This window comes from Nocardia cyriacigeorgica, assembly GCF_010868145.1.
GTDB classification, from domain to species: domain Bacteria; phylum Actinomycetota; class Actinomycetes; order Mycobacteriales; family Mycobacteriaceae; genus Nocardia; species Nocardia cyriacigeorgica_D.
The window spans coordinates 111274-137378 of sequence record NZ_JAAGUY010000003.1 but is presented as its reverse complement, the minus strand read 5'-3'; the positions used below and the strand labels follow the sequence as shown (position 1 = coordinate 137378).

The window sequence follows — 26105 nt, the reverse complement described above, 5'->3', positions numbered from 1 at the left end:
CGGACCGCCGGGCACGTCCGGGGTGGTCGCCGACCCACGACAGGGCGACGATTACCGTTGTCGCTCGTGCTGGTGCTGCTACCTCCTTCCGAAACCAAATCCGACGGCGGATCGGGTGCGCCGTTGGAGCTGGGCGAGCTGGCGATGCCGCAGCTCACCGAGGTGCGGGAACAGCTGCTCGGCGAAGTGACGCGGCTGGCAGGGGATCCGGACGCCTCGCGCATCGCGTTGGGTCTGGGTAAGGGCGCCGACGCCGAGATCGCCCGCAACGCGGCAGTGCGCACCTCCCCCACGCGGCCCGCACTCGAGCGCTACACCGGCGTCCTCTACGATGCACTCGGCGCCCGATCCTTCACCAAGGTGCAGCGGTCCAAGGCCTACACCCGGCTCGGCATCGGGTCGGCGTTGTTCGGCGCGGTACGAGCCGGCGACCCGATCCCCGCCTATCGCCTGTCCGGCGGCTCCAAGCTGCCCGGCCTGCCCACGTTGTCGGCGCTGTGGCGCGACCACCTCCCCGCAGCCCTGCGCGCCGAGGCAGGCGAGGAGCTGGTGATCGATCTGCGGTCGGGCACCTACCAGCAGCTCGGCCGTGTTCCCGGTGCCATCACCGCCAATGTGCTCACCGAGCATCCCGACGGTTCCCGCACCGTGGTCTCACATTTCAACAAGCACCACAAGGGCTTGCTCGCCCGTGCTCTCGTCCTCACCCGCGCTGAACCCACCGATATCCGCGCCGTCGCCCGCATCGCCACCAAGGCCGGCCTGCGCACCGAAATAGCCTCCCCTACCGAACTTCTCATCATTACCGAGTGACGCCCCGGCGGCCCTGCCGGTCACAGGACCGCCGGACGACGCGTCAGAGGAACTCGCGCATGACCTCGTTGAACTTCTCGCTCTCGTCGGCGAACGGCACATGCCCGCTGTTGTCGAACCGCACCGTCTTCGCCTCGGGCAGCCGCGCGGCCAGCCAGTCATCGATCGGGCCGGGGAAGATCTGGCTGCGCGCACCGTAGATCAGCAGAGCTGGTACCTCGACCTGCGGCAGAACCGCGCGGAAATCGGCGAAAGCCAGGTCGTACCAGATGGATCGGGCGATGGACGTCGGTGTTTTCGCGGTCTCGGCATAGGCGGCGTCGACCACCTCGGCCGGCGGAGTGTCGGCGAAGCAGGCGGCGATGAACGGTTTGATCACCGATGGCCTGGCATGCTCGAGCGCTTGAACGAACACCGACAGATCCGCCTGGGAGTAACCGCCCATCAGGGGGTAATCCCAGTCCTCACCGTCGAGGAAGCGCGGGGACTGGTCGACGAAGGCCACTGAACGCAGTCCGGCACAACCGAATTGGCTGACATAGGACAGGATCACTGCCGTACCCATCGACCAGCCAACCATGCATACCTCGTCGAGGCCGAGATGATCGAGCAGGCTGCGGACATCACGAGCGTACTGATCGAGGGTATGACCCGCGTCGGTCTTACCCGACGAACCATGGCCGCGGAAGTCCGGGGCGATGACCCGGTTACCGTCGGCGAGCGCGGGCACATTGGCCTGCCAGAAAGTGCTGTTCATCGTCCATCCGTGCAGCAGCACCACCGCGCGGCCGGAGCCCTGATCCTCGTAGAACATCGGAACACCGTCGGGCAGTTCGAAATAGGGCATATGACCTCCAGTTCAACGTGGACATGCCTCCGAACTGTCCACCGCTGCCGCAGGCCCGAGCAATCCCGTCTCCGGGGGTTGCACAAGGGTTGCGACCTTCGTGTTGCACGACTCGGCACGGCCTCGTAGGTTCAGTGGCCGCGATGAACGATGCGGATGGCATGCGGGGTACGCCCCGCGCCGACCGGAGATCCGGCGGGCGGGGACAACGGCTGCGCAGCGATGTGCGCGCGTCATGGGACCGCGCGCAGCGGCGCGGGTTACATCCGGACCGGCATCTGCCACAGATCGCGGTGGGCGGTGCCGAACTCGCGCACCACCGCGCCCAGGGTGGACTGGCGACGGTATGGCCGGTTCTGCTGTCGACGCTCGGCAGCGCCGCCGATGAACCGGGCCATCTGCTGTTCGCCGGTGATGCCTGCGGCCATCTGCTGTGGGTACTCGGCGACACCACTACCCGGCGTGCTGCCGAGCGCGCACACCTTGTCGCGGGCGCGGACTGGCATGAGGATGCGGCAGGCACCAACGGCGTGGGTACCGCGCTTGCGCTGGGCAAACCGTTCCAGGTGCGCGGCGCCGAACACTACCTGTCGATCGCCGCCGGCTACACCTGTTCGGCGGCGCCGATCCGCGACCCCGCCACCGGAACTGTTGTGGGTGTGGTGGATGTGACCTGCCGCAGCCGTGACGCACATCCCCTGGCTCTACCACTGGTCACGGCTGCCGCCCGGCTTGCCGAGGCGCGGCTGGCCGAAGTCGGCGCCCGACGTGACGCTCAGCTGCGCGCGCGCTATCTGGAGCGGGTAGTGCGCCGATCGGGCGCGCATGTCGGTCTCCTGACACCCGACGGTCGCGTCGTCCATGCCGAACCACCGGGTTGGCTGCCACGGATCTGGCCGGACGAGCCGGCGGAAGGCCCGATGATCCTGCCGAACGGACGCCGTATCGTCCTCGAGCGGCTGGCCCCGTCGGGCCCGTTCGCGGTGTACGGCCTGCGCGGCGGCGATCCGCAGGCGCGGGTCACCGTGCTGGGTCGGCGATTCGCCCAGATCAGCGTCGATGGCGTGAGTAGACAATTGGGGCTTCGGCACAGCGAGATCGTGGTGCTGCTACTGGCCGAGCCGAATGGGTTGAGTGCGAACGAGCTCGCCGACGCGGTCTACGGCGCGTCGGGCAAACCCGGAACGATTCGCGCCGAACTCACCCGGCTGCGTTCTCTGCTGGGCTACCGGCTGACCGCCAATCCCTACCGGCTGACCGACACCACCGGCGATTTCCTCGAACCCCCCGCGTCCGTGCGGCGGCTGTCGACCGATCACCCCCGACCATCACTGCTGCCGGATTCACAGGCACCAGGAATCGCACGGCTTCGCATGCGCCTGTATCCGACATCGTGAGTAGCCGCGACATTCGCATCGTCCGGATCCGGAATGCCCTGGGACCGGCCCGCGTTGGCGTGTGATGTGTCCACTACAACCGCCACATTGTCCGAGGACTTGAAAACGTATCTGGACGAGGAACGCGTCTATGCCACCATCGCGACCGTCGGTAAGGACGGGCACCCGCACCTGACCGTTGTCTGGATCATGCGCGAGGGCGACGATCTGTTGTTCTCCACCACCGTCGACCGGGTGCAGGGCCGCAATCTCGCGCGCGACCCGCGGGTCACGGTAATGATCAATCCGCCGGACCGGCCCTACATCTACGCCGAGATCAAAGGCTCGACCACGGTGACGCCGGATCCGGAACGGGCGTTGCCGGACAAGCTGTCGCACAAGTACACGGGCAAGCCGTATCGGGAGTTCAACCCGGCCTCGGTGCAGGACGGCGACCGCATCATCGTCCGGGTCACCCCACACAAGGTGACCGGCCGGTTCTGAACCGGCTCAGGCCTGCTGGGCCTCTTCCTGCGCGTGCTGGGCCTGCGCGACTTCCTGCGGGGTGTAGCGCAGGGTCAGTGCGAGGATGCCGACCAGGAATGCGCCGATGGCCGCGACGAACAACACCAGGGTGTAGCCGCTGCCGAGCGCGACCAGCTCGGCCGAGGTCATATCCGCGGGTTTGCCGGTGCGTCCGCCCTCGGAGAGGGTGCGCGAGGCCGCCAGCGGCGTGAGCAGTCCGATCGCGATCGGGGTGCCGAGGCTGAGGAACATCTGTCCGATCGCCGATAGCGGCCCGATCTCGTCCTGCGGTACGCCGACCAGCACGCACAGCGGGATCAGCACGATCGCCAGACCCATGCCGAAACCGATCACCAGGAACAGCCCGAGCAGCGTTGGCACGTACTGCACGTCGCCGTCGAGGGTCGACCCGAAGACCAGCCCCGCCACCAGGATCACGGCGGCGCCGCTGAGCAGCCAGCGCGGTGCGACCATCATCGCCAGCTTCGACGACAGCGCACCGCCGATGCCGATGCCGACGGTGAACGGAATGAACGACACACCGGCGATCAGCGGGCTGTAGCCGACGACGTTCTGCACGAACAGCCCGGCGAAGTAGGTCGTCGCGCCCAGCACACCGCTGGCGAGCAGGATGATGACGAAGGTGGCGTTGCGGTCGCGGTGATCGAACAACGACCACGGCAGCAGCGGATTGGACACCGAACGTTCGGCCAGCACGAAGACCACCAGCAGCACCACACCCCCGATCAGCGAGCCGATGACGTAGGGGCTGTCCCAGCCGAACTCCGGTCCCTCGGTCGCACCGAACACGATCAGCGCACAGGCGAGCGTGCCGAGGATCGCCCCGCGCACGTCGAGGGTGAGTCGGTGATGGGTGGTGTCACGCAACGCGACGACCGCGCCAAGAATGATGAGTGCGCCGATCGGCACATTGATCAGGAATATCCACCGCCAGCTGACCTCGGTGAGCGCACCACCGATCACCAATCCGCCGACCGAACCGAGCGCCGCCATCGACCCGAAGATCGCGAACGCCTGATTACGCACCGGACCGGGGGCGAAGGTACTGGCAACCAGCGCGAACGCGGTCGGTGCCGCCAGCGCGGCACCGGTGCCCTGGAAGGCGCGGGCCGCGATGAGCATGCCTTCGTTCTGGGCCAGCCCGCACAGCAGCGAGGCCAGCGTGAACAGGGAGACCCCGAGCAGGAACATGCGCCTGCGGCCGTAGGAATCGCCGATCCGGCCGCCGAGCAGCATCAGACCGGCGAAGGGCAGGCCGTAGGCGGTGACCATCCAGGCGCTGCCGGAACTGGACAGCCCCATCTCTTCCTGCAACCGCGGCAGCGCCAGGATCACCACGGTGCCGTCGAGCACCACCATGAGCTGGAGTCCGCTCAGGACGAGGATCGCGAGCCCGAAGGCCCGCCGCGTCACGGGGTACTGCATCGTCGCAGCGGCTTTGTCGAGCACAGGGAGTCACTGTAATCGACGGTCACAAGCACACCGTTCGGTACGTACGCGCGAAGCCATCCGTCCCCTCCTATCGGCGCATGCCGAAACCAGGCGGCCACAACCATTGACATCCGATCAGTCGCGCGGGGCCGCGTCCGCGGAGAAGGCGGCGGTCGGACCGATCACCACGATGGCGGGCGGGCGGATACCTTCGGCCCGCACGCGCTCGGCCACCGTCGCGAGGTCCGCGCGCAGCACGCGCTGGGTACGCAGTGTGCCCTCCTGGATGACGGTGGCGGGAGAGTCCGCGGGGCGCCCGCCAGCGAGCAGTGCCTCGGCGAATTGTTCGATGCGCTCGACCGCCATCATCAGCACCAGGGTGCCGCGCAGCCGCGCCAATGCGGGCCAGTCCACGAGCGAGTCCGGATGATCCGGCGCGACATGCCCGCTGACCACGACGAACTCATGGGTGACACCGCGATGGGTGACCGGAATGCCCGCGGCCGACGGCACCGCGATCGGGCTGGTGATCCCGGGAACCACAGTGACCGGGACACCGGCCGCCACGCAGGCCTCGACCTCTTCGAATCCACGACCGAACACGTACGGATCGCCGCCCTTGAGCCGCACCACGAACTTGCCGGCTTTGGCGCCTTCCACCAGCGTGGTGTTGATCGCCTCCTGTGCCATCGCGCGCCCGTAGGGGATCTTCGCGGCATCGACGACCTCGACCTCGGGTCCGAGTTCGGCCAGCAATTCCGGCGGCGCGAGCCGGTCGGCGACGACGAGATCGGCCCGTGCGAGCAACCGACGTCCGCGCACGGTGATCAGATCGGGATCACCAGGTCCGCCGCCGACCAGCGCTACGCCCGGCGCGACCGGGGTCGAATCATCGGTCACCACACCCGATTGCAGCGCTTCCAGCAGCGCGTTACGCACCGCAGCCGACCGCTTGTGCCGACCGCCCGCGAGTACCCCGAGGGTGAGGCCGTCGTAGCGGGCGGTTGCGGGGGTAACGGCGGTGCCGAGCCTGGCGTTGTCGGCGCGCACACAGAAGATGCGGCGGCGCGCGGCCTCCGCGACGACCGCGGCGTTGGTGTCGGGTTCGTCGGTGCAGGCGATGGCGTACCAGGCGCCGTCGAGATCGCCGTCGGTGTAGGCGCGCACAGTGAGCGTCAGCTGACCGGAGGTGGCCATGCCCTCGACGGCCGGGGTGGCCTCACGACTGATGACGTGCACATCGGCACCGGAGGCGATGAGCAGTCCGAGCCTGCGCTGGGCGACCGTCCCGCCGCCGACGACGACAACTCTTCGCCCGTTCAGATCGAGCCCGACCAGGTAGTTCGGGTCGCCCTCTGGCTGGTCCTCGGTATCGGTTGACGTGTTCGGCACAAGTGTCGAGATTACGGGGCGCGCCGATCGCCGGGCGCAGGTACCCGGCGATCGAACCCGTTCGATTCAGGTCGTAGCACAGCGCAGCTCGACGCCGTTCGTGGCGACGGACGACGACCGGTCCGGCCGCGGCAGGTCAGAAAGTGCGTCCGGGCGGCTACGTCGACGGTATCGAGAGGCTGTCGGCGTAGTCGTCGACTTCCTCGGCATCCATATAGGCCTCGGTCACCAACTCGGTGAGGTGTGTCCACCGGTCCACCCCGCGACGCCACCACCGTGCATGCCGGCGAGCGTGCTCGGCTTCGCGTTCGTTACCGGCTGCTTCCGCCGCGACGAGGGCCCTCGCCGCCGCCGATAACGTGTTCTGCGCGACCGTCAACTGCTCGCGACAGAATTCGAGCGTTGGGACGTCCTCACGCAGTGATGCCGCGGCCACCCGCAGGGTGCTCACCACCCTGCGCACCTGCGGATCCAGCGGGACCTCTCTAGCCGCTTCCGACAGGGTGCGTGCCGCCGCTTCGGCTTTCTCACGGCGAACACGACGCGCCGCCTCCCACTTCGCACTCGCCTCGGTATCGCGACGGTGGTTCACGACAGCCTTCGCGGAGACCGGCGGATAGGTCAGCTCAGCGGATATCGCAACCTTCTCCACGCCACCGTGATCGCGTACCACGAATCTGGTGGTGTCGGCGGGCGGTTCGGGGTCGGGCTCGCCCGCCACCCGCGCATCGAGCACCGCGTACCGGTGATCGGCAACGATGTCATCGCACAGTAGATCGAACACCGCCGTGGCGACTTCGGCATATGTCGCACAGGTTCGACTGGTGAGGGGATCCGGCTTACCGAGAAGTCCCGTCCCCTTCTCACACCGAGTCTCACGACCGGTGAACGCGATCTCCCAACTGTATTGATGACTCTGCGAAATATGGCTGCGATTCAACAGAATTCAACACCTCCCCGACGCATCGTGGTGCTGGTCGAACTACCAGCCGCAGCATACCGTCGCCAGGAAGATCACCGACCCGGACGAGAAGGCGCGGGCCAGGCAGGTCTATACCGGCGCGGTGAAACCGTTCGATCTCGTCGAATGCCGCTTCCACAGCGCGAGCAGGCCGACGCGCGCCAAAGTGCAACGCCTGCATCAGCATTGGTTCGACAACGGGGTGCCCGTTGTCATCGACCTGACGCCGGGGTAGCGCACAGCTCAGGGCGCCACCGACAAGAAATCGGCGAACCCGGTGGGATCGTGGCGCCCGATACTCGCGTGCTCGAACAATCCCCATCCCTCGGCCTCACCGCACCGCGCATACGCCACATGGTCGATAACGCCGTATGGTATGCGCCCGGCCACCGCCGGATCGGTGAGGTCGTAGCGGTCGCTCGACGTCCAATCGCGACCCTTCCACTGTCCGTGCTGCCAGTCGGGATCCCCGCCGTACCCGCAGCCGACGTGCAGCGGGATATCGGTGACGGTGCGGATCTCCACCTCGATCGGTTTACCGTCCGGAGTGGTGAGTTCGATGCGGGCAGCGGTGGGCAACCGGGTACCGGAACGGTAATCGATGGCGATGCGCGGCCAGCCGAGCTGTTCGGTGCGCCCGTCCGGCCAGATGCGGGTGGCGTCGTTGAGGGTGCGCCTGCCGTCGGGCTCCTCCTGCACGATGACGACGATCGCGAAATCGTCGAATCGCAGCGGCATGTACAGCCACCAGAATCCGCCCGACGGTTCGGCGGCCGCGCGCCCCGGCGGTTCGGTTTCGCCGACGGGCCGGATTCCCCAGGATCTGTCCCTGGTGCCGGTCCACACCGCCGGGTCGACAGTGATCTCACGGCCGTCGAGCTGCAGCGTCCCCGACCAGGACCCGACTTGGGCGAACCGGGACGCCTCGATGATCGGGCGATTGCCGTTGAGGATCAGATGTGGCTGCTCCTGCACGGTGGGAAACGCACCGGTCCAGGTCAGGTCGGCGCTGAGCTCCTCGTGCTCGCACACCACCCGGAGCCGCTGCAGCGGTTCGAGTACCTCGATCCGGTAACCGCCGACCCGCATATCCAGGCTCCGGTCACCGAGCGCATCGGAGAATCGGACGGTGCGCACCGTATCCCCGTCGCGCAGTGCGACATAGGCGTCAGTGACGCCCAGGTTGGGGTAGACGCCGAAGCCGCTGATCAGCAGCGTGCCGCCATCGCGGTCGTGGGCGTTGAAGTAGCTGCGGTCGTAGAAATTGCGGTCACTGCTGGCCACCCGGGCCAGCGACAGCGGCGTCTGGTGGATCGGGAATTCGTCAAGGGGCGCCGGTGACGATCCGGGGACCCGGCCGGAGGCATCGGTCATGGTGTCGCTCAATCCCATTCGTAGGTTCCGTCGAGCAGAGCCTCCAGGCTCGCCCGGTGCATCACGTAGTCGTCGCGGTCGGCGGTGTCGGTGTCCTCGCCGAAGTGGATCATCCGGCGCTTGATCCGCGCCATCACGATGGCGTGCCGCAGTGCGGTGTAGACCAGATAGAAGTCGAGGTCGCGCACGGTATGCCCGCTGGCCGCTTCGTATGTGGCCACCACGTCGTCGCGGCGCAGGAAGTCCGGCAGGCCGGGCTGGTCGAAGCGGGTGGCGATGTCCTGGAAGAACCGGTGCAGGAAGATGATCCAGGCGACGTCGAGCTCGCGCGGGCCGATGGCCGCCATCTCCCAGTCCAGCACCGCCGCCGGTTCGAAGCCCCGGTAGATGATATTGCCCGGCCGGGCATCGCCCCAGGTCAGCACGTCGGGCCCGGGATCGGCCGGCCAGTGCGCCTCCAACCAGTCGAAGCCGCGGTCGATGATCGGAATCTGGTAACCGTCGTCGGCGAGCGCCCAGCGGTACCAGGCGCGCTGGGCGTCCACGTGGCGCCGCAGCGAGTCGCCGGGACCGGCCAGCATCGGGAAACGCCGCTCCGGATCGGTAATGGCGTGCACCTTCGCGATGACCTCGACCGTGGCGTCGGTCAACTGCGCCCGCTCTTCCGCCGTGGCGTCGAACAGCCAGCCGACGAAGACATAGGGCGGGTTGTCGGTGGGTACCCTGCCGTCGATGCGATCCATCACGAAGAACGGTGTCCCGAGCACGCCGGGGTCGTTCTCCAGCCAGCGCAGCCGTGGCACCGGAAGATCGGTCGCTTCGGCGACACCGGCCATGACCTGGTATTGGGTGGCCAGGTCGTAGGTCTCGAACACAGGGAACGATTCGTCCTCTGGTGCCATTCGCGCCACGAACGACCCGCCGTCGCGCTTGCCGGCCACACTCCAGTCGGCGTCGAACAGCACCGTCGAACTCGACATCCCACCGGCCTGTGGCCGAGACAGCCCGGTGATCGCCGGTCGCTCATCGGCCCCCACACGTTCGCCGAGCCAGCGGGACAGATCCGCGGTGAACGAGTCGAGATCGCGATCGCTGGTGGTCAGCCGACGTTGTTCGGTGGGTGCGGGGTCGTCGGCCATCATCGTCCTCCTGATGCCGTACAGCGGTGGTGCGCGGGCGTCGAGGTCCGGCGTCGAACACCGCGGGCGGCCCGTGTCCCCGGCATCCTGCCGCGGATGCGGAAACTGTAACGCGTTTCAGGTCGACCTTCTGGGAAAGTGTGAAATACGTCCGTGGCATGCGGTCGACCGGGGGATGTACGCCAAAAGGATGACGCCGGATACATCCTATGAATGACTCGAAATGGGGGTGTCACTCAGGGTTGATCCGGTTGTGGGTGGTGCCGCCCCGTCGATACGTTCGGCGCACAGCATCAGATCGACACAGTGAGGGGCTGCCGCGTGGTCGGGGTCGACGTTCTCGAACGGCACAACGATGAGGTTCCAGCCGAGGCGACCGAGCCTCGTCCGTGGCATCCACTGACGCGCATCGCATTCCGATTCTGTGTCATCTACTTCGGCTTGTTCTGCCTGCTGTTCACGCAGATCATGTTCGCGTTCACCGGGATCCTCGGCCAATGGCTGCCGGATCGGGCCATCCTGTGGCAGATGGAGGTGCTGGCGCCCGCTCTGGAATGGGTGGGACGTCACGTGTTCGGCGTGGATGCGGTGCTGCACCTGGATTCCGGTAGCGGTGATCAGACCGTCATCTGGCTGATGGTGTTCTGCTTCCTCGTCATCGCCGCCGTGGCGACGCTGATCTGGTCGGTGCTCGACCGGCGCCGCACCGGCTACCCGAAGCTGAGCGCGTGGTTCTTCACCTTCATCCGGCTGTGTCTGGCCGGTCAGATGCTGTTCTACGGGATCGCCAAGGCCATACCGTCGCAGATGCCGTCACCGCCGCTGAACGCGCTGCTGCAACCATACGGCGATTTCAGCATCACGTCGGTGCTGTGGCTACAAGTGGGTTCATCGCCGGCGTATCAGATCCTGCTCGGCGTCGCAGAGATGCTCGCGGGCCTGCTGCTGTTCTTGCCGCGCACCGCCACCCTCGGCGCGATGCTCGGTGTGGTGAGCATGGCGCAGGTGTTCGTGCTGAACATGACCTTCGACGTGCCTGTCAAGATCCTGTCTTTCCATCTGCTGCTGCTGTCGCTACTGCTGCTGGCGCCGCAGGCACAGCGCCTGGCGAACGTCCTGGTGCTGGAACGTCCGTCGGAACCGGCGACGCAACCGCGGCTGTTCGACAGCGCCAAGGCCAATCGGATCGCGGCCCTCGTCCAAGTGCTGATCGGCGTGTGGATGCTGGTGGGCACGGTGCACACCGGCTGGACGGCGTGGAGCGATTTCGGAGGCGGCCGGGAGAAGTCGCAGCTGTACGGCATCTGGTCGGTCACCGAATTCACTGCCGCCGGTCATCCAGTGCCGCCGTTGCTCACCGATCAGAATCGCTGGCAACGGGCTGTTTTCGACGAACCAGGGGTGATGTTCATCCAGCAGATGGACGGTGCGTTGACACCGGCCGCGGTCACCATCGATACCGAAGCGCACACCCTCACCATGACCGCGCCACCGCAATCCCCCGACGCCACACCGACTCCGATCGCTGCCTTCACCTTCGAGCGCCCGACACCCGAGCAGCTGCACCTGACCGGCGAGCTGAACGGAACACCGACCGCCATCGTGTTGAACCAGATGGACCTCGACGCATTCCCGTTGCGCAGCGGCGGCTTCCGATGGATCCAGGAATACCCCGACTTCCGCTGACACCGATGCCCCCGAAACCGGTGCAGGTGGCATTAGGGGCACTGATATTCCCAGACGCGGCGAACCTGTGATCTGCCCTAGCGTTACTCCGGCAAACGTCAGCACATGCGCGGAGTAGCGAAAGGTGAACAGTGGCAACCCTGGTTGAGTCGGAGGCGCCGGATCGGGAACAGGGTGAGCGAGCACCGTCCGCGCTACCACCGTCATGGCATCCGGCGACCCGCGCGCTGTTCCGCTTCGTGTTCGTCTACCTCGGCATCGGTACCGCGGCGCAATGGCTTCTCGCACAGCTGTTGCGTTCGGTCAGCGTCCCGGAGACGGCGGTGCTCACGCTCGGCCGCTGGTGGTCGCTCCCGCCGCTGACCGACTGGTTCGCCGCCAACCTGTTCGGCATCGAGGAACCGCTCGGATACGCGCCGACCGGCAGCGGCGATACCGTCACGCTGTGGGTGGCGGCCTTCAGCTGGCTGGTGGTCGCGACCGTGGCGACTGCGATCTGGACCGTGTTGGACAGGCGCCGTATCGACTACCGCAGCCTCGACCGCTGGTTCCGGGTGCTGCTGCGGTTCGCGTTGGCAGGGGCGCTCATGTTGTACGGGATGGTCAAGGTCATGCCGTCGCAGATGACGTTCGCGCTGCACCGGCTGATCGAACCGTTCGGCGATATGACGCCGATGGGGGTGCTGTGGTCGCAGACCGCGGCCTCGAAGCCCTACGAGATCGCCCTCGGCTGCACGGAAATCGGTGCCGGACTGCTGCTGATCCTGCCCGCCACCGTCACCGCGGGCGCGGCACTCTCGACGGTGGCGATGGCGCAGGTGTTCCTGCTCAATATGACCTTCGACGTGCCGGTGAAGCTGTTCAGCTTCCATATGCTCGCCCTCTCGCTCGCGCTGCTCGCGCCCGCAAGCCGCCGTCTGGCAACGGTGCTGTTCTCCGGTAAAGCCGTGCCGCCCGCCGGTGGCTCCGAGCTCTTCAGCACGGCACGGTCGAATCGGTTCGCGCTGATCGCCCAGGTACTGCTCGGTCTGTGGCTGCTGGTGACGACGGCGCTGGAGGGCTGGGATGCCTGGCACGCCTACGGCGCCGCGCGGCCGCGGTCACCGCTCTACGGCGTCTGGAATGTCGCCGAATACTCCGTCGCGGGTCAGCAGCTGCCGCCGCTGCTCACCGATCCCAACCCATTCGCCGACCCGACCTCGGCCCGGCTGCGCCGCCTCGTCTTCGACACCGTCGACGGCATCCATCTGCAAGGCATGGACGACAGGCTGACCTGGGTGCCCGCCGCCGTCGATCCCGAACAGCACACCATCACGCTGTTCCGCGATCCCGCCGGTCAATGGAAGCTGGGTAGCTTCACCTATGTGGAGAGCGCCCCGGGTCGGCTGGTCCTGGACGGCACCCTCGGGATCCGGAAAGTACGCATGGTGTTGGAATCAGTTCCGCTCGATCAGTTCGCGCTGATCGAGCGGGGGTTCCACTGGACCCAGCCGTCGCCGCACCTCGAGTAATAGCGCCTGCGACGACGATGCGCTGATCGACAGGCGAGGCAAGGCATACTGATCTCGTGCGCGGTGCAGAAGAGTTCGATCTCGTCATGGCCGTCATTCGTGGCGACGCCGATGAGGTGCGACGCGCTCACGATGCTGGTGTCGACCTGGCGACTGTCACTGCACCGGGAGGCTCTGGCTCTCTTCTCGGTTGGGCCGCGGAGTGGGGCAGAACCGAAATCCTCGCTTACCTGCTGTCCCACGGCATCGAAGCGGAGTCGCATGCTCTTTCGAGGGCCGCGCACAAGGGCCATGCCGAGGCAGTGCGGCTCCTGCTCGACCATGGCATGAATCCGGATCTGCCGACTGCGTGGCCGCCGTTGTGCGCGGCAGCAGACCGTGGTTCACCCGAGTGCGTCCAAGCCCTCTTGGAGGCCGGTGCGCGGGTCGATGTTCGAGCGGGACCGCAGTCGGGCCGCTGGGGCGGGAAGACTCCCCGTGAGCTTGCCACGATGCGTCCTGCAGAAGGCACAGCGGAGATACTCCGGCTTCTTACATCGCCAAGACTCGATTCAACGTGATCGCGTCCATTGCGCGGTCGAGGACACCAGAACCACGTCGGCGCCGGACGATTCAACCTGCTCGGCCAACCCCAGAACCGCCGAGTCAGCCCACCTCAACGAGTAACGCACATACGACCAGGCGGTGCTCACAACGCACAACAAGAGCGCGAAGTGGGCGAGTGTCCGCAGACCTCAGGCAGGCCGACAGGTTGCTGGCCCGGCACTAGCAGCGTTCATACTGACGCGCGAAGGGCTCCGCCTCCGGAGCAACCTCGCGCCCGGATTCTGGACAGCCGCCGACAAGGACGGCGAAACCGGGGCCGTTGCGCGTATTCATCGTGTAGTCGACTACGCCACCGTGCTGGGATAAGCGGCGAAGATGACGGTCGGCGAGTTGCGTCGCCTGCGCAGCGCTGAATTCCGCTCCGACGGGTGGGTACACCAGGACACCCAGTGCGCGGCCCGTCGATTCGGGCGGGTCGAATACCGACACCACGACGAAGAACGGGATGGGTTGATCGGTCAGGAACCACTCCCACAATTCGAGTTCACTGTTGGAGGGGAACCGCGGGCTGCGGTCCGAGTGGATCGGACTGGGTGCCAGTTTCGAGTAGTGCACGAGAATCCCGTCCTTATGAGTGGGAGACACCGTCCAGTCGTTGGATGCCAGTTCCGGGAAATCCTGGATGATTCGGCGCATCGCCGCGGTGGCACGCTGGGGTTCGGTCTCGGAGCCCGCTCGGACACTGATCTCCGCGCCGGCGATGGCCTTCACGCCGTGGGTGGACCAGTGAATCTCCGCACCGGTATCGGCCGATGACAACCGGGTCCAGGTGTATGCCGCGTTCGCTTCCACCTCCGCATCCACGTCCCGCCCGAACGCCCAGCCCCCGAAATAGGAGTCGGCCATCCGGCGGATCTGGATCAAGGTCGAGTGGTCTCGATAATGCGGCGGCAGTTGCTGAGACCCCATGACACGCACGACAGCCGCGGCCTCGTCTGGTGTGGCGCCGTCCTCGAGCCGCACGACGAGCTTGGACGTGTAGTACGAGTTGGGGCCGTACGGGTTGTACTGGAACGTATGTGAGGCGTAGTCCACACCCGGAACGGCCTCGATGAACGTCTCGATCACCCGGGACCAGCTGTCACGCTCTGCTTGATCGGGCCCTTGCCCGACCACTCCAGGAAGAGCCTCGCCGGGCGTCGCGACCACCAGGGACGAGCTGTCACCCTCGGCCTCATCGGGCGCTTGCTCGACGAACGAACATCCGGTGAGCAGGATTGCCGCCATCATCAACGCGATGGTGGGCACGGTGTAACGCATGACGTTCATCCTTTCAGCGGTTCTGTGTGTTCCTGTCGCTGAGAAGGGGCGTTCGCGGATGTCCGCGGTTGGGCACGAACGAGCCCGCCAATCCGAACCGCTGGACACGCTCGACTGACGTTCCTGCACCCAGCGGTTTCCGACGTCTAGCTGACCGCCGCGACATGCCCTACGTGTTACCATACGTTCATGAGGGTAAAGACCAGCGTGTACCTCGATCAGGAACAAACCGCGCGTCTCAAGCAAGCCGCGGAGGCTGCTGGTCGTTCCGAAGCCGATCTCATCAGGGAAGGCGTGGACCTGGTCCTGCTACGAACTCCGCGGGCGCCGAGGACCCGGGAGTGGCCATCGTTCGACTCCGGTGATCCGCAGTTTGCCGCCGACGCCGATGAACACCTCCGCTCGGCTTACGAGCGGTGAGCTTCTTCATCGCCGACACCTCCGCGCTCATCGCTGCGTATGACAATGCGGCGCCGCAGAAAGAGAGAATCCGGAATCTGCTCGCAACGTCGGTCGCCGTCGTCTCTCCGCTCGTCCTGGACGAGGTCGACCACTTGCTGGTAGCCCGCTTCGGGAAGGATCGGCGCGTCGCCGACCTCGTCCTGGATGACTTGCTCACCTCGGCCGAAGAAGGGGCGATCCTCGTGCCGCCCATCGATCACCACGATCTGCGGGTCGCGCAGCAGTTGATCGGACAGTTCGGTGGATTACGGCTCGACCTGGCCGACGCCGTGAACGTCGTTCTTGCCGAACGCTATCTGACGAACGCGATAGCGACACTCGACGAACGCGACTTCCGCGCACTCACCCCACTCACCCCATCGTTCACCGCTTTTCACCTGCCGATTCAGGATGGGGAATCCCAGTAGCGGAGCGCCGGTACCTCACCACCCTCGACGGTCAGTGTCGCGGATCGTCGTAATCGCTCGGCCAGCAGATCACCACCACCACGACCGCCATCGGCAGACCGATCGCGATCGCCAAGCCCAGATGCGTAGCCGTCACCGGCGCACACCTCCGATCAGAGTCCAACGCGCGAACGAAGCACGTGGCGCGGCGCATTCGACATCGGCTACCGCCAGAACGCGATCCAAGGTGATCGCATCCAAGTGTCCAGTGGATGGCACCAACACGACGTCGGCACCAGAGGATTCGACCTGCTCGGCCAATCCCAGAAACGCCGAGTCGGCCCACCGCAACGAATACCCCAGGCGCCGTGCGAGTCGGCGAATCTGCGCGGTATCCCACTCCGGGGTCGGTGAGGACGGGTGTATCCAGCCGAGCGCGAACATTTCGTGATCACTCCCTGACGAGTCCTCGGTTGAGAGCACCCGGCAGCGGGGCTTTCGCCACCGACCCGCCGCCTCGACGGGGCGGTGCGCCGTCCTGTGGACTGCGGCGCCACCCGCTACCGGCTGCCGCTTCAACTGTGTCGTGGAGTGGGTACCGGCCGGAACCGCGTGGCGTTGGGGTGGTGTTGGCGTACTGTTCGCGCTGCGGATCGCCCAGACGCTAGATGCCAGTGAGTGGGATACGGGCAATCGTCTCCCACCGATACCCGTGCCCGCGTCGCTCGAGTGCCACCATTTCAACTTCCGAGACAGTCACATTCACACGGTCCACGTCGGGGTCGATTGCGGCAACCGCGGCTACGGCTTCAGCGTTCAAGCCCTCGTAAATCGGGTAGGCGATGGTGACGTGCGGCGCAGTTGCGGAGTCTTTGACGGGCGCATCAGGAAGTACGGACATCGTTGCGGCACGGAGACCGTCGCGAAGCTCACCTACTCGGTTTGTGGGTGCAACGATGAACCCGATTGCAGCACGAATATTCACCAGCCGCTCGATCGTCAGAGTGAAGGGCCCCTGATCCGCACAAGCCCTCTCGGCAGCCGCGACAATACGGGCGCGCTGCGCGACGCTCGTTCCGCCATCGCGAGCGATTCGGTCCAGAGTGAGGTGCAGGCCCTCGATCGGTGTCGCCGCGAAGTGCTTCCCATCGAGGGTGGTCTGACAGTGCGTCGTTGCGGTGTGCAGACTGCGTGCGTGCTCGAAGGTGAGGAACCAGTAGTGGCCGAGCGGGCCGTCCTGCCCGTCACGCAGTCGCAGCTCACTCACGTCGGCCGGCACCTGCCGCTTCGGCGAGAACTTCGCGAATCTCGCACAGTTGCGGCGAATCACCCCACCGAGCAGCCGCATCGTGTACGAACTCGGTGCCACGAGCGTGAATGGGCGTCATAAACCGTCCCCCCGGTCGGTCGAGAGCTTTCCGCATAGTGCCGATCGCGGCATCGAAGTCTCCTTCGTCGCTCATCACGTGCGCGCGCGCCATGTCGACCTGGACAAGAGCCCGTCCCCACGGCGACTGTTCAGCGGTCATCTCGGCCAACGCGATCCGTCCGAAACGCTCGACCTCGATCGGCATCGCCAAAGACAGGAACGCGGTGGCGGCATTGCCCGCGATCTGGGCAGCGTTGTAGCAGTCGAGCGAGATGCTGGACGGAACGCATTTCGGCTGCTCTGTGTCCGACTGCAACTGGTATGCGGAGTCGACGGCACGGCGGACTCCGTCGGCGTCGCCGAGCTTCCCTTTCGCTCGCGCAATGCCGTTGACAGCGAGGCGGATGCTCTGCCGGCCGCCCGCCGCTTCGGTGAAGCCTGCCTCCGCGAATCGGAGGGCATCTCCATATCGTCCTGCGTAGTACTCGCAGAAACTTTGCATGCCGCGAGCCCACGCGATCAGGTTGGAATCGGCGGCGTAGCGACTCAGCTGGTAGGCCTCCAGGCAGTACGCCCTGGCCACAGCGAAGCTCCCACAGCCGACCGCGATGTAGCCGAGCAGTCCCGACGTCTGGCCGGCGATCTCGAATAGTCGGACGCGTTGGCGCGGCTCCCCACACTCGTCGATCAACGACTCGAGCCACACCCGCTGCTTGCGGAGCCACGGGACGAACTCGGCAGGTTCAGATGTCTCGTAGTCTCCGATCGCACGCAGCGTGCCGGCCTGCATCTGGTCGATGAGGTCCGGGTCGACCGATCGGCTGAGCTTGTGCAAGCGGTTGAGCACGGTCAGTAGCTCATCGCGGTCGTCGCACTCGACATCCGAAGGCGCGCGGTCTATCAGGGGGCTTTGTTGCGGCCGGTTGCGCCGCTGCCATGCTGCTTCACCCTCCGCGACTATCTGTTCGAAGCGCTCGCGGTCCTGAGGTGTCGTCCGCAGCGCGAACGTCGTATCCAGGATCGACTGCGTGCTAGATCGCGGTGTGACCGTGCTGAGTCCAACCCGCCAGTTGTTGACGGTCGTGGTCTCCACACCCAGCAAGCCGGCGAAGTCCCGCACCGATCGACGCATCGCCTCCTGGAGCGCGGCCGCCTCGAACCCCGTCCATGCTCGCCCTCTGACCATCGACCCACCCCACGATTCACGGTCGAACTGCGGAAACGCCTCTGTAGTGCGACAGTACCGGTCGCGGACTCATGTAGCCCGGTCGATGGACATAGCAGCTGCACTGACACGGCTCAGCCAAGTCGAATCGTTCCGCCGACGTTCAACTGGAGACGACGCCGTCCGGCGGGCATCCAGAACCTCAGCGGCGTCCGGACGGTCTCGATCGGTCGGAGGCTGCGGCGACAACTACTCCATGGGCAATCTGCCTGGGAATCACCAGGTGTCCCGCCCCTGCCAGCAACGCCGCGGCTTCGGCCACGCCCGGGATACCTAGTGCGGTTGTCGCGTACACCGACGGGTTGGGCACCTGCACGGCGGCAAGTTCGGTGGTGGTGAACGAATACACCGGTACACCGAGCTCGTCGGCTGCGCAGCGAAGACCGGGTTCACCAGCGCGGCGGTCGACAGTGGCGATACACGCGATCGAGTGCGCGCCGACCACGGCGCGCACTGCGGCAACGATCAGCTCGGCTGTTGTCCCCGGGCGCAGACCTAGCCCGACGGCCAGCTCGGGTCTGGACATCGGTTGGGCACAGTCGCCCGCCCCTTCCAGCGGCTCAGTCGGCGGCATCGGTGCGGATGAAGTCCGTGGCGGCGCTGACGAAGCGGCCCACCGATTCGGGGTTTCCGGCGGGATGGGTATGCAGGTAGGAGGCGTGGACTCGGTGGATGACGGCTCCTTCGCGGAGGCGTTCCCCGGCGGTGTGCCAGCCCCAGGCGGGTTCGGTGCCGGTGCTGGTCAGTCGAGTCCGGTGGAATTCGTGGCCGCGCACCCGCTCCCCCACCCGCCACAGCGGTGAGTCGACCAGGGCGACCGCGTCGCGGTAGCCGAGGGTCAGGCGTGGGCCGAATTCGGCTGTCGCGTCGAGGACTCCGGCCATGGGGTGACCGTCGAGCGATCGGGTGAGGTACAGCAGGCCCGCGCATTCGGCATGGATCGGCATCCCCCGCCGGGCTGCTGACGCTACCTCAGCCAGCAGCGGGGTGTTGGCGGCCAGGTCGGCGGCGTGTTCCTCCGGAAATCCACCGGGCAATACCAGACCCGCTGTGCCTGTGGGCAATTCGTCGTACAACGGGTCGAACACCGCGACTCGCGCTCCAGCCGCGATGAGCAACTCCCGATGCTCGGCGTATCCGAACGTGAACGCCGCTCCCCCGGCCATTGCGATCAATGGCGCTGCACCGGTCGCGCGCTCGTGGCCGCCGGAGTTCGCGATGCCGATGGCCGCATCCGGCGATCCCGCGAGTTGTCGGTCCGCGCCCGTATCGCGCACCGCGCCACCACGAGTCGACCGACCTTCGGCACCAGAGCCGGTGTCCGCGGAGTCGGCACCGCTGCGGGGTTCACTCGCTCCGGCGAGGTCGAACTCGCGGCCGGCCGCCGATGACTCCGGAGCGTAGAGCGCCGATTCCGGGCTCCAGTCCGGGCCGTTCGTCGCGGACGCGGCCAGGGATGCGATCGCGCGCAGGTCGACGTGAGCCGCGACCAGATCCGTCATGGCCGCGACGGCAGCGGTGGCCGCGGCTCCGTGCTCGACCGCGGGGATCAGGCCGAGGTGGCGGGACGGGACCTCGAGTTCTGGCATGCGCGGCAGACAGCCGAGCACCGGCAGGCCGACGCGGTCGCAGGCGGAGCGCAGCACTTGCTCATGACGTTCGCTGCCGACGCGGTTGAGAATCACCCCACCCAACCGGATGGAGCTGTCATAGGTGGCGAACCCGTGCAGCAGGGCCGCCAAGCTCTGGCTGTGGCCCCTGGCGTCGACCACCAGTACGACGGGCGCACCGAGCAGGCCGGCAACTTGCGCGGTCGAGCCCTCGGCAACCGGGTGGGCGTCGTCGGCATCGATACGGCCGTCGAACAGCCCCATCACGCCCTCGACGACCGCGAGGTCGCAGCCTGCGGCGCCGTGCCGGTACAGCGGCACCACCCGGTCGACACCGCACAGCACCGGGTCCAGATTGCGGCCGGGCCTACCTGCCGCCAATCCGTGATACCCGGGGTCGATGTAGTCCGGCCCCACTTTGAACGGCGCCACTCGGTGACCGGCCCGCCGCAAGGCCCCGACCAGTCCCGTCGCCACCGTTGTCTTCCCGCTCCCGGACGCGGGTGCAGCGATCACGACCGCGGGCACGCTCATCGCTGCCACCTGCGCGCACACCGGACCGCACGGGCACCCTCCGGCCATACGAACGGCAGGGACGCGTCGGCGAGCGACCTCGTCCGGCGTCCCACAGCGGCGGCGATCACAGCGGGCGCGCCCATGCCGGCCCGGGCGCGGCTTGCACGCCCGCCCAGGACCCGGCGCCGCTCACCATTCGATCCCGCGCTGCCCCTTGCGCCCGGCATCCATCGGGTGCTTGATCTTGGTCATTTCGGTGACCAGGTCGGCGGCCTCGATGAGAGCCTGCGGGGCGTCGCGGCCGGTGATGACAACGTGCTGATTGCCGGGGCGCTCGACCAGAGTCCGCACGACCTCGTCCACATCCACCCAGCCCCACTTCAGCGGGTAGGTGAACTCGTCCAGCACGTAGAAGCGATGCTGTTCGGCGGCCAGGCGCCGGGCGATCTCCTGCCAACCGGCCAGCGCGGCGGCGGCGTGGTCTTCTTCGGTGCCGTGTTTACGGGTCCAGGACCAGCCTTCGCCCATCTTGTGCCATTCGACGGCACCGCCCGCACCGGTTTCCTCGTGGAGGCGGCCCAGCGTGCGGAAGGCCGCTTCCTCACCCACCTTCCATTTGGCGCTTTTCACGAACTGGAACACGGCAACGTCGAAGCCCTGATTCCACGCCCGTAGCGCCATCCCGAACGCCGCGGTGGACTTACCCTTTCCGGGTCCGGTATGCACGGCGAGGACCGGCCGATTGCGGCGCTGCCGCGTCGTCAGACCGTCGTCCGGAACGGTCTCCGGCACTCCCTTGGGCATCGAATCTCCTCGCTGGTTACTGTGTTTCGTTCTCTCGTGCGCGCTGTCGTGCGGTCGGACGCATCGCAGCCGGCTCAGAGATAGGCCGACCTTCCCGCGTACAGCCGACTCGCATCGAGCCGGATTCCGCTGGAAGTGGCGATCTCCGTGCCGCATCAGTTGCCTCGGTCGACGACGCGGCCGACCATCCTGACCGCCGGACCCGCTGCGGCCGAGCACATGGCGTCTTGTTTGCGCCGCGTTCCGCTCCGTCCGGGCAGGCACCCACCCGACCAGCCGTCGTGCCGCATCACGTATTCACGCCGCCCGGCCGCCCCCTGTATCGGTCGCCCTCGCCGACTCCCGCACCACACCCGCAACCGCATCACCGGTCAGCTCACCCAATCGCACACATTCACCACGCAGTTCACGAGCCAGTTCGGCGGCGAGGCCGAGCCGGATCATCCCGCGTTCGCAATCGACGACCATCGCCGTGACCGCGTCCATGGCGAGCAGCCGGGCTGCGGCGCGTGCACGAATCACCGGGTCGGTGCCGCCGGTGGCGCGGCCGTCGGTGAGCAGCACCAGCATCGGGCGGCGGCGCGGATCGCGGACCCGCTCGCGAGCCACGACCTCGCGCGCCTTCAGCAAACCTGCGGCGAGCGGAGTCTTTCCACCTGTACGCATTCCGGACAGCCGTCGCACCGCGATATCGACCGACGACGTCGGCGGCAGCACCAGCTCCGCGTCGGCGCCGCGCACGGTGATCACCGCGACCTTGTCCCGGCGCTGATAGGCGTCGCGCAGCAGGCTGACCACCGCACCGGTGACCGCCGACAAGCGATCCCGTGCCGACATCGAGCCGGAGGCATCGACCACGAACACGACCAGATTGCCTTCGCGCCCTTCGCGATAGGCGCCACGTAGATCGTCTGATTCGAACCGCAGCGGCCCGCTCGCCCGGCCACGCGCCCGCTGATGCGGCGCTGCCGCGAACACCGTGCCGAGCAGATGCAGACCGCCCGTCGTCCCGGTGTCCGGACGCACCATCCGGCCCTGCCTGGTCTGCGCCCGGGAGCGACGGCCGGGCGCACCCTCGCCGACACCGGGCACCTCCCAACGCGGCGGCGCCACGGACGACGGCGCAGGCGTCCCAGTGCGGCCGGTACCGCGTCCTTCCGGTGAATCCTGTCCGCCGCCAGGCGAATCCGGACCGCCGTCGGGATCGTCGTCGGGGCCGTCCTGAGGTTCGGCGGAATCGCCGGCGTGCTCGTCGCGGGCGTCCTCGGTGTCGGTCCCGCCTGCACCGGATTCGGGTTCGGGTGTCCGCTCGGCTTCTTCGGCCGCGTCGCGCATGGCCTCGTCGAGCTGGTCCTCGCTGATGCCCGGCTCGTCGAACGGATCGCGCCTGCGCCGATGCGGCAGGGCCAGTTCGGCGGCGACCCGCACATCGTCCTCGGTGACGGTGGCGCTGCCGCGCCAGGCCGCGTGCGCGGTGGCGGTGCGGGCGACGACCAGGTCCGCGCGCATCCCGTCGACGTCGAAGGCGGCGCACAGCGCGGCGATCCGGCGCAGCTCCACATCGTCGAGCGCGACTTCGGGCAGCCGGTCGCGCGCGGTGAGGATGCGCTCGGCAACCTCACGGTCGGCGGCGGTGTAGCGGGCGGCGAATCCGGCGGGATCGGCCTCGTAGTCGAGGCGGCGGCGCACTACGGCCATGCGGACGTCGACGTCGCGGGAGGCGGCCACGTCGACGGTCAGGCCGAAGCGGTCCAACAGCTGTGGCCGCAGCTCACCCTCTTCCGGGTTCATCGTGCCGACCAGCACGAAACGCGCGGGATGCGAATGTGAGACGCCGTCGCGTTCGATGTGCACCCGGCCCATCGCGGCGGCGTCGAGCAGCACGTCCACCAGATGGTCGTGCAGCAGGTTCACCTCGTCGACGTAGAGCACGCCGTGGTGGGCTGCCGCCAGCAGACCGGGCCGGAACGCCTGCTCACCGTCACGCAGAACGCGCTCCAGATCCAGGGAACCGACCACGCGGTCTTCGGTGGCGCCGACCGGCAGCTCGACCAGGCGGGCCGGTCGGGCTCCGGTCTCGTCCACCACCGGTGGCAGCAGTTGGGCCAGCGCGCGCACCACCGTCGATTTGGCGGTGCCCTTCTCCCCGCGCACCAGCACACCACCGATGCCGGGGTGCACCGCACAGAGGATCAGCGCCAGTTGCAGCCGTTCCTGCCCGACCACCGCGGAGAACGGGAAACCGGCCTCGTCACCGACACCGGTCCCGCTCGGTGGGCGGCCTGTACCAGGCGCGGAGGACGTCTCTGCGGTTTCGACATGCGACACGGACACAACCCGACTCTATGCCGCCGGGCGGATCCAACCGACTTCGACCTCCGGCATCGACGCCGTGGAGTCGATCGGCACACCACCGCCGACCGAGGCGAAGGGCGGCGTGATCACCCGGTACAGGGCACCGGACATTCGCCCGGCCTGGTACGGGAGGATCGCATCCAGTGATCGATCCGGCGGTCAGATCCGGTGAGCCGGTCGTGCACCGCACAGCGATGCACGACCGCGACCTACCCCTTACGCATCGGGACGTGCGCGACCCCGTCGTCGACGAACTCCTCGCCGTCGACCTCGAAGCCGTGCTTGCGGTACAGGTCGATCAGATAGGTCTGCGCGTTGATGCGCACGGTTGCCGAACCGACCTCGGCCAGCGCGGCCTGCAACAGCCGGGTGGTGTATCCGTGCCCGCGGACCGGAACCGCGGTACACAGGCGTCCGATGCGGAAGGACTTCACGCCCTCGTTGTGCTCTTCGAGTAGCCGCAGGGTCGCGATGACCTCACCCTCGTCGTCGAGCCACAGATGGCGCGTCTCCTGAAGTAGGTCGAGTCCGTCCAACTCCGGGTACGCGCATTTCTGTTCTACGACAAACACTTCGACGCGAAGTTTCAACAGCTGGTACAGGGTCGCGTTATCGAGATCCTGCGCCCATGACCGTTTGAGAGCAACCGTTGACATCATCGCGTCTTGCTATCACACCTACGCCGTCGGCGCGACCCCCACGGTGTTCGGCGTGGCGGCGGAATCGAGCTGCAGGGCCTTCGTCGTCCAGTCCCAGACCTCCTGGAACAGCGCCTGGTTCTCCGAGAGCTTCACTCCGAGCGAGGGCACCATTTCCTTCAGCTTCGGGGTCCAATCGGCGTACTCGCGCGGGAAGCAACGCTGCAGGACATCGAGCATGGCGGTCACACAGGTGGACGCACCCGGGGAGGCGCCGAGCAGACCGGCGATGGTGCCGTCCTGCGCCGCGATGACGGCGGTACCGAGCTCGAGCACACCACCGATGCCCTTACGACGGATGATCTGCACGCGCTGACCAGCGGTGATGATCTCCCAGTCGTTGCCGTCGGCTCGCGGGATGAATTCCTCCATCGTGAACACCTTGCCCGCCTGCGACTTGGCGAGCTCGGACACCAGGTACTTGACCAGGCCGAGTTCGGTGACACCGACGCCGAGCATGGGGGCGATATTGCCCGGCCGGATCGACTTGAACAGGTCGGTGTACTTACCGTCCTTGAGGAACATCGGGGTCCAGCCCGCGTACGGGCCGAACAACAGGCCGGGCTTGCCGTTGATGACACGGGTATCCAAGTGCGGCACCGACATCGGCGGGGCACCGACCGCGGCCTTGCCGTAGACCTTGGCCTCGTGGCTGGCGATCAGATCCGGGTTGGTGCAACGCAGGAACTGGCCGCTCACCGGGAAGCCCGCGAAGCCCTTGATCTCCTTGATGCCCGACTTCTGCAGCAGCGGCAGCGCGCCACCACCGGCACCGACGAAGACGAACTTGCTGATCACGGTGCGGGACTTGCCGGTGCGCAGGTTGCGCACCTTGACCCGCCAGGTGCCGTCGGACTGCTTGCTGAGATCGCGCACCTCATGACCGAAGGCGATATCGGCGCCGGTCGAGCCGATGTAGGCGAGCAGGTTCTTGGTCAGCGAGCCGAAGTCGATATCGGTGCCCGCGTCGGTCCAGTTCAGCGCGACGGGGTCGGAGAAGTCGCGGCCACGCGCCATCAGCGGCAGCCTGCGCGAGAACTCGTCGGGGCTGTCGATGAACTCCATACCCGCGAACAGCGGGTGCGGCGCCAGCGCTTCGTAGCGCTTGCGCAGGTACTCCACGTCGGCGGCGCCGTGGGTGAAGCTGACGTGCGGGATGGGGTTGATGAACCGGGACGGATCGGTGAGCACACCGTTTTCCACGGCGTAGGCCCAGAACTGCCGCGAGACCTGGAAGCGCTCGTTGATGTCGACGGCCTTGCTCACGTCGACCGAGCCGTCGGGCTTCTGCGGGCTGTAGTTGAGCTCACACAGCGCCGAATGTCCGGTGCCGGCGTTGTTCCACGGGTCGCTGCTCTCGGCCGCGGCGGCGTCGAGACGCTCGAACACCGAGATCGACCAATCCGGCTGCAGCTGACGAAGCAGCGCACCCAGGGTGGCGCTCATGATGCCGGCACCGATGAGTACTACATCGGTCTTTTCAGTCAGGTCAGCGTTCGGCACGGGTAGATCGACTTCCTTGTCCTTGTGCGCGGTCCCACCGGCTGCGGTGGCTCCGCCTGGGCACGGGCACTATGCGGTTGTAACGAAATCCCGCGTCGTGACCGACACGGGCGTCGGCGGGATGTAGGTTACCCGCCGTTCACCTATCGCCAATTGTGCACCTCGCCACCACGCAGACCAGCAACGAACCTGCCGAATGTGACAAAGATTCCTCCCGGCGCGTCGCTACACCCCC

At 67.0% G+C, this 26105-nt stretch carries 24 protein-coding genes; 9 read left to right on the top strand and 15 right to left on the bottom strand.

Annotated features, from left to right (window positions below; translation table 11 throughout):
• Window positions 1–66: 66 nt before the first annotated feature.
• Window positions 67–813 carry a peroxide stress protein YaaA gene (gene yaaA, locus GV792_RS07030; RefSeq protein ID WP_163822927.1) on the top strand — a complete coding sequence of 249 codons (747 nt, stop codon included), beginning with the start codon at window positions 67–69 and terminating at the stop codon, window positions 811–813.
• 43 nt (window positions 814–856) lie between these two features.
• Here yaaA and GV792_RS07025 read toward each other — a convergent pair whose 3' ends face one another.
• Complete coding sequence (locus GV792_RS07025; protein ID WP_163822926.1) at window positions 857–1660, bottom strand: alpha/beta fold hydrolase; 804 nt, start codon at window positions 1658–1660, stop codon at window positions 857–859.
• A gap of 143 nt (window positions 1661–1803) precedes the next feature.
• On the opposite strand from GV792_RS07025, the gene GV792_RS07020 reads away from it, so the two are divergent.
• Together GV792_RS07020 and GV792_RS07015 are read left to right on the top strand one after the other, a co-directional pair.
• Entirely contained in the window at window positions 1804–3057 is a 1254-nt protein-coding gene (locus GV792_RS07020; RefSeq protein ID WP_163822925.1) for a GAF domain-containing protein, read from the top strand.
• A gap of 66 nt (window positions 3058–3123) precedes the next feature.
• Window positions 3124–3540, top strand: coding sequence for a PPOX class F420-dependent oxidoreductase (locus GV792_RS07015; protein ID WP_309138473.1), 417 nt, complete (start codon window positions 3124–3126; stop codon window positions 3538–3540).
• 6 nt (window positions 3541–3546) lie between these two features.
• Here GV792_RS07015 and GV792_RS07010 read toward each other — a convergent pair whose 3' ends face one another.
• The 3 genes from GV792_RS07010 to GV792_RS07000 form a co-directional block, all read right to left on the bottom strand.
• Entirely contained in the window at window positions 3547–5007 is a 1461-nt protein-coding gene (locus GV792_RS07010; protein WP_163823195.1) for an MFS transporter, read from the bottom strand.
• A 141-nt stretch (window positions 5008–5148) separates the two neighbouring features.
• Window positions 5149–6405 carry a uroporphyrinogen-III C-methyltransferase gene (cobA, locus tag GV792_RS07005; protein ID WP_163822921.1) on the bottom strand — a complete coding sequence of 419 codons (1257 nt, stop codon included), beginning with the start codon at window positions 6403–6405 and terminating at the stop codon, window positions 5149–5151.
• A 157-nt stretch (window positions 6406–6562) separates the two neighbouring features.
• Window positions 6563–7189 (bottom strand): hypothetical protein, encoded by a 627-nt coding sequence (locus GV792_RS07000; RefSeq protein ID WP_163822919.1) that lies wholly within the window; start codon window positions 7187–7189, stop codon window positions 6563–6565.
• A 280-nt stretch (window positions 7190–7469) separates the two neighbouring features.
• Between GV792_RS07000 and GV792_RS29515 the strand changes: the two genes are divergently transcribed.
• Window positions 7470–7601, top strand: coding sequence for a hypothetical protein (locus GV792_RS29515; protein ID WP_256667938.1), 132 nt, complete (start codon window positions 7470–7472; stop codon window positions 7599–7601).
• An 8-nt stretch (window positions 7602–7609) separates the two neighbouring features.
• Here the strand turns inward: GV792_RS29515 and GV792_RS06995 are convergent, their stop codons facing one another.
• Both GV792_RS06995 and GV792_RS06990 read right to left on the bottom strand, forming a co-directional pair.
• Complete coding sequence (locus tag GV792_RS06995; protein WP_175584045.1) at window positions 7610–8758, bottom strand: hypothetical protein; 1149 nt, start codon at window positions 8756–8758, stop codon at window positions 7610–7612.
• Entirely contained in the window at window positions 8749–9879 is a 1131-nt protein-coding gene (locus tag GV792_RS06990; protein WP_163823191.1) for a phosphotransferase family protein, read from the bottom strand. Before GV792_RS06990 ends, GV792_RS06995 begins: the two co-directional genes overlap by 10 nt.
• Before the next feature lie 321 nt (window positions 9880–10200).
• Here GV792_RS06990 and GV792_RS06985 point away from each other — a divergent pair, with 321 nt between their 5' ends.
• From GV792_RS06985 to GV792_RS30315, 3 genes are all read left to right on the top strand, one after another.
• The gene (locus tag GV792_RS06985; protein ID WP_163822917.1) at window positions 10201–11565 is read left to right on the top strand and encodes a DoxX family protein; all 1365 of its coding nucleotides are present in this window, start codon (window positions 10201–10203) and stop codon (window positions 11563–11565) included.
• Window positions 11566–11696: 131 nt separating this feature from the next.
• Complete coding sequence (locus tag GV792_RS06980) at window positions 11697–13076, top strand: DoxX family protein (protein WP_163822916.1); 1380 nt, start codon at window positions 11697–11699, stop codon at window positions 13074–13076.
• An 86-nt stretch (window positions 13077–13162) separates the two neighbouring features.
• Complete coding sequence (locus tag GV792_RS30315; RefSeq protein WP_369008986.1) at window positions 13163–13636, top strand: ankyrin repeat domain-containing protein; 474 nt, start codon at window positions 13163–13165, stop codon at window positions 13634–13636.
• A gap of 205 nt (window positions 13637–13841) precedes the next feature.
• Here GV792_RS30315 and GV792_RS06970 read toward each other — a convergent pair whose 3' ends face one another.
• The gene (locus GV792_RS06970) at window positions 13842–14942 is read right to left on the bottom strand and encodes a hypothetical protein (protein WP_163822912.1); all 1101 of its coding nucleotides are present in this window, start codon (window positions 14940–14942) and stop codon (window positions 13842–13844) included.
• 189 nt (window positions 14943–15131) lie between these two features.
• Between GV792_RS06970 and GV792_RS06965 the strand changes: the two genes are divergently transcribed.
• Together GV792_RS06965 and GV792_RS06960 are read left to right on the top strand one after the other, a co-directional pair.
• Window positions 15132–15362, top strand: coding sequence for a ribbon-helix-helix domain-containing protein (locus GV792_RS06965; RefSeq protein ID WP_163822910.1), 231 nt, complete (start codon window positions 15132–15134; stop codon window positions 15360–15362).
• Entirely contained in the window at window positions 15359–15811 is a 453-nt protein-coding gene (locus tag GV792_RS06960; RefSeq protein ID WP_163822908.1) for a PIN domain-containing protein, read from the top strand. Before GV792_RS06965 ends, GV792_RS06960 begins: the two co-directional genes overlap by 4 nt.
• 643 nt (window positions 15812–16454) lie before the next feature.
• Here GV792_RS06960 and GV792_RS06955 read toward each other — a convergent pair.
• From GV792_RS06955 to mqo, 8 genes are all read right to left on the bottom strand, one after another.
• Entirely contained in the window at window positions 16455–17057 is a 603-nt protein-coding gene (locus GV792_RS06955; RefSeq protein ID WP_163822906.1) for a 2'-5' RNA ligase family protein, read from the bottom strand.
• On the bottom strand, window positions 17050–18345 hold the full coding sequence (locus GV792_RS06950) for a hypothetical protein (protein WP_163822904.1): 1296 nt from the start codon (window positions 18343–18345) through the stop codon (window positions 17050–17052). The genes GV792_RS06955 and GV792_RS06950 overlap by 8 nt, the downstream gene beginning before the upstream one ends.
• Window positions 18346–18526: 181 nt before the next feature.
• Entirely contained in the window at window positions 18527–18910 is a 384-nt protein-coding gene (locus tag GV792_RS06945) for a cobalamin biosynthesis protein (protein ID WP_163822902.1), read from the bottom strand.
• Window positions 18911–18944: 34 nt separating this feature from the next.
• Window positions 18945–20528, bottom strand: a complete 1584-nt coding sequence (locus GV792_RS06940; protein WP_163822901.1) for a cobyrinate a,c-diamide synthase — start codon at window positions 20526–20528, stop codon at window positions 18945–18947.
• Window positions 20529–20699: 171 nt separating this feature from the next.
• Complete coding sequence (cobO, locus tag GV792_RS06935; RefSeq protein WP_163822899.1) at window positions 20700–21314, bottom strand: cob(I)yrinic acid a,c-diamide adenosyltransferase; 615 nt, start codon at window positions 21312–21314, stop codon at window positions 20700–20702.
• A 297-nt stretch (window positions 21315–21611) separates the two neighbouring features.
• The gene (locus GV792_RS06930) at window positions 21612–23540 is read right to left on the bottom strand and encodes a magnesium chelatase subunit D family protein (protein WP_163823188.1); all 1929 of its coding nucleotides are present in this window, start codon (window positions 23538–23540) and stop codon (window positions 21612–21614) included.
• 338 nt (window positions 23541–23878) lie between these two features.
• A complete protein-coding gene (locus GV792_RS06925) occupies window positions 23879–24328 on the bottom strand; it encodes a GNAT family N-acetyltransferase (protein WP_163822897.1) in 450 nt (149 codons plus the stop codon).
• Window positions 24329–24346: 18 nt separating this feature from the next.
• Window positions 24347–25870, bottom strand: coding sequence for a malate dehydrogenase (quinone) (mqo, locus tag GV792_RS06920; RefSeq protein WP_163822895.1), 1524 nt, complete (start codon window positions 25868–25870; stop codon window positions 24347–24349).
• Window positions 25871–26105 lie beyond the last annotated feature (235 nt).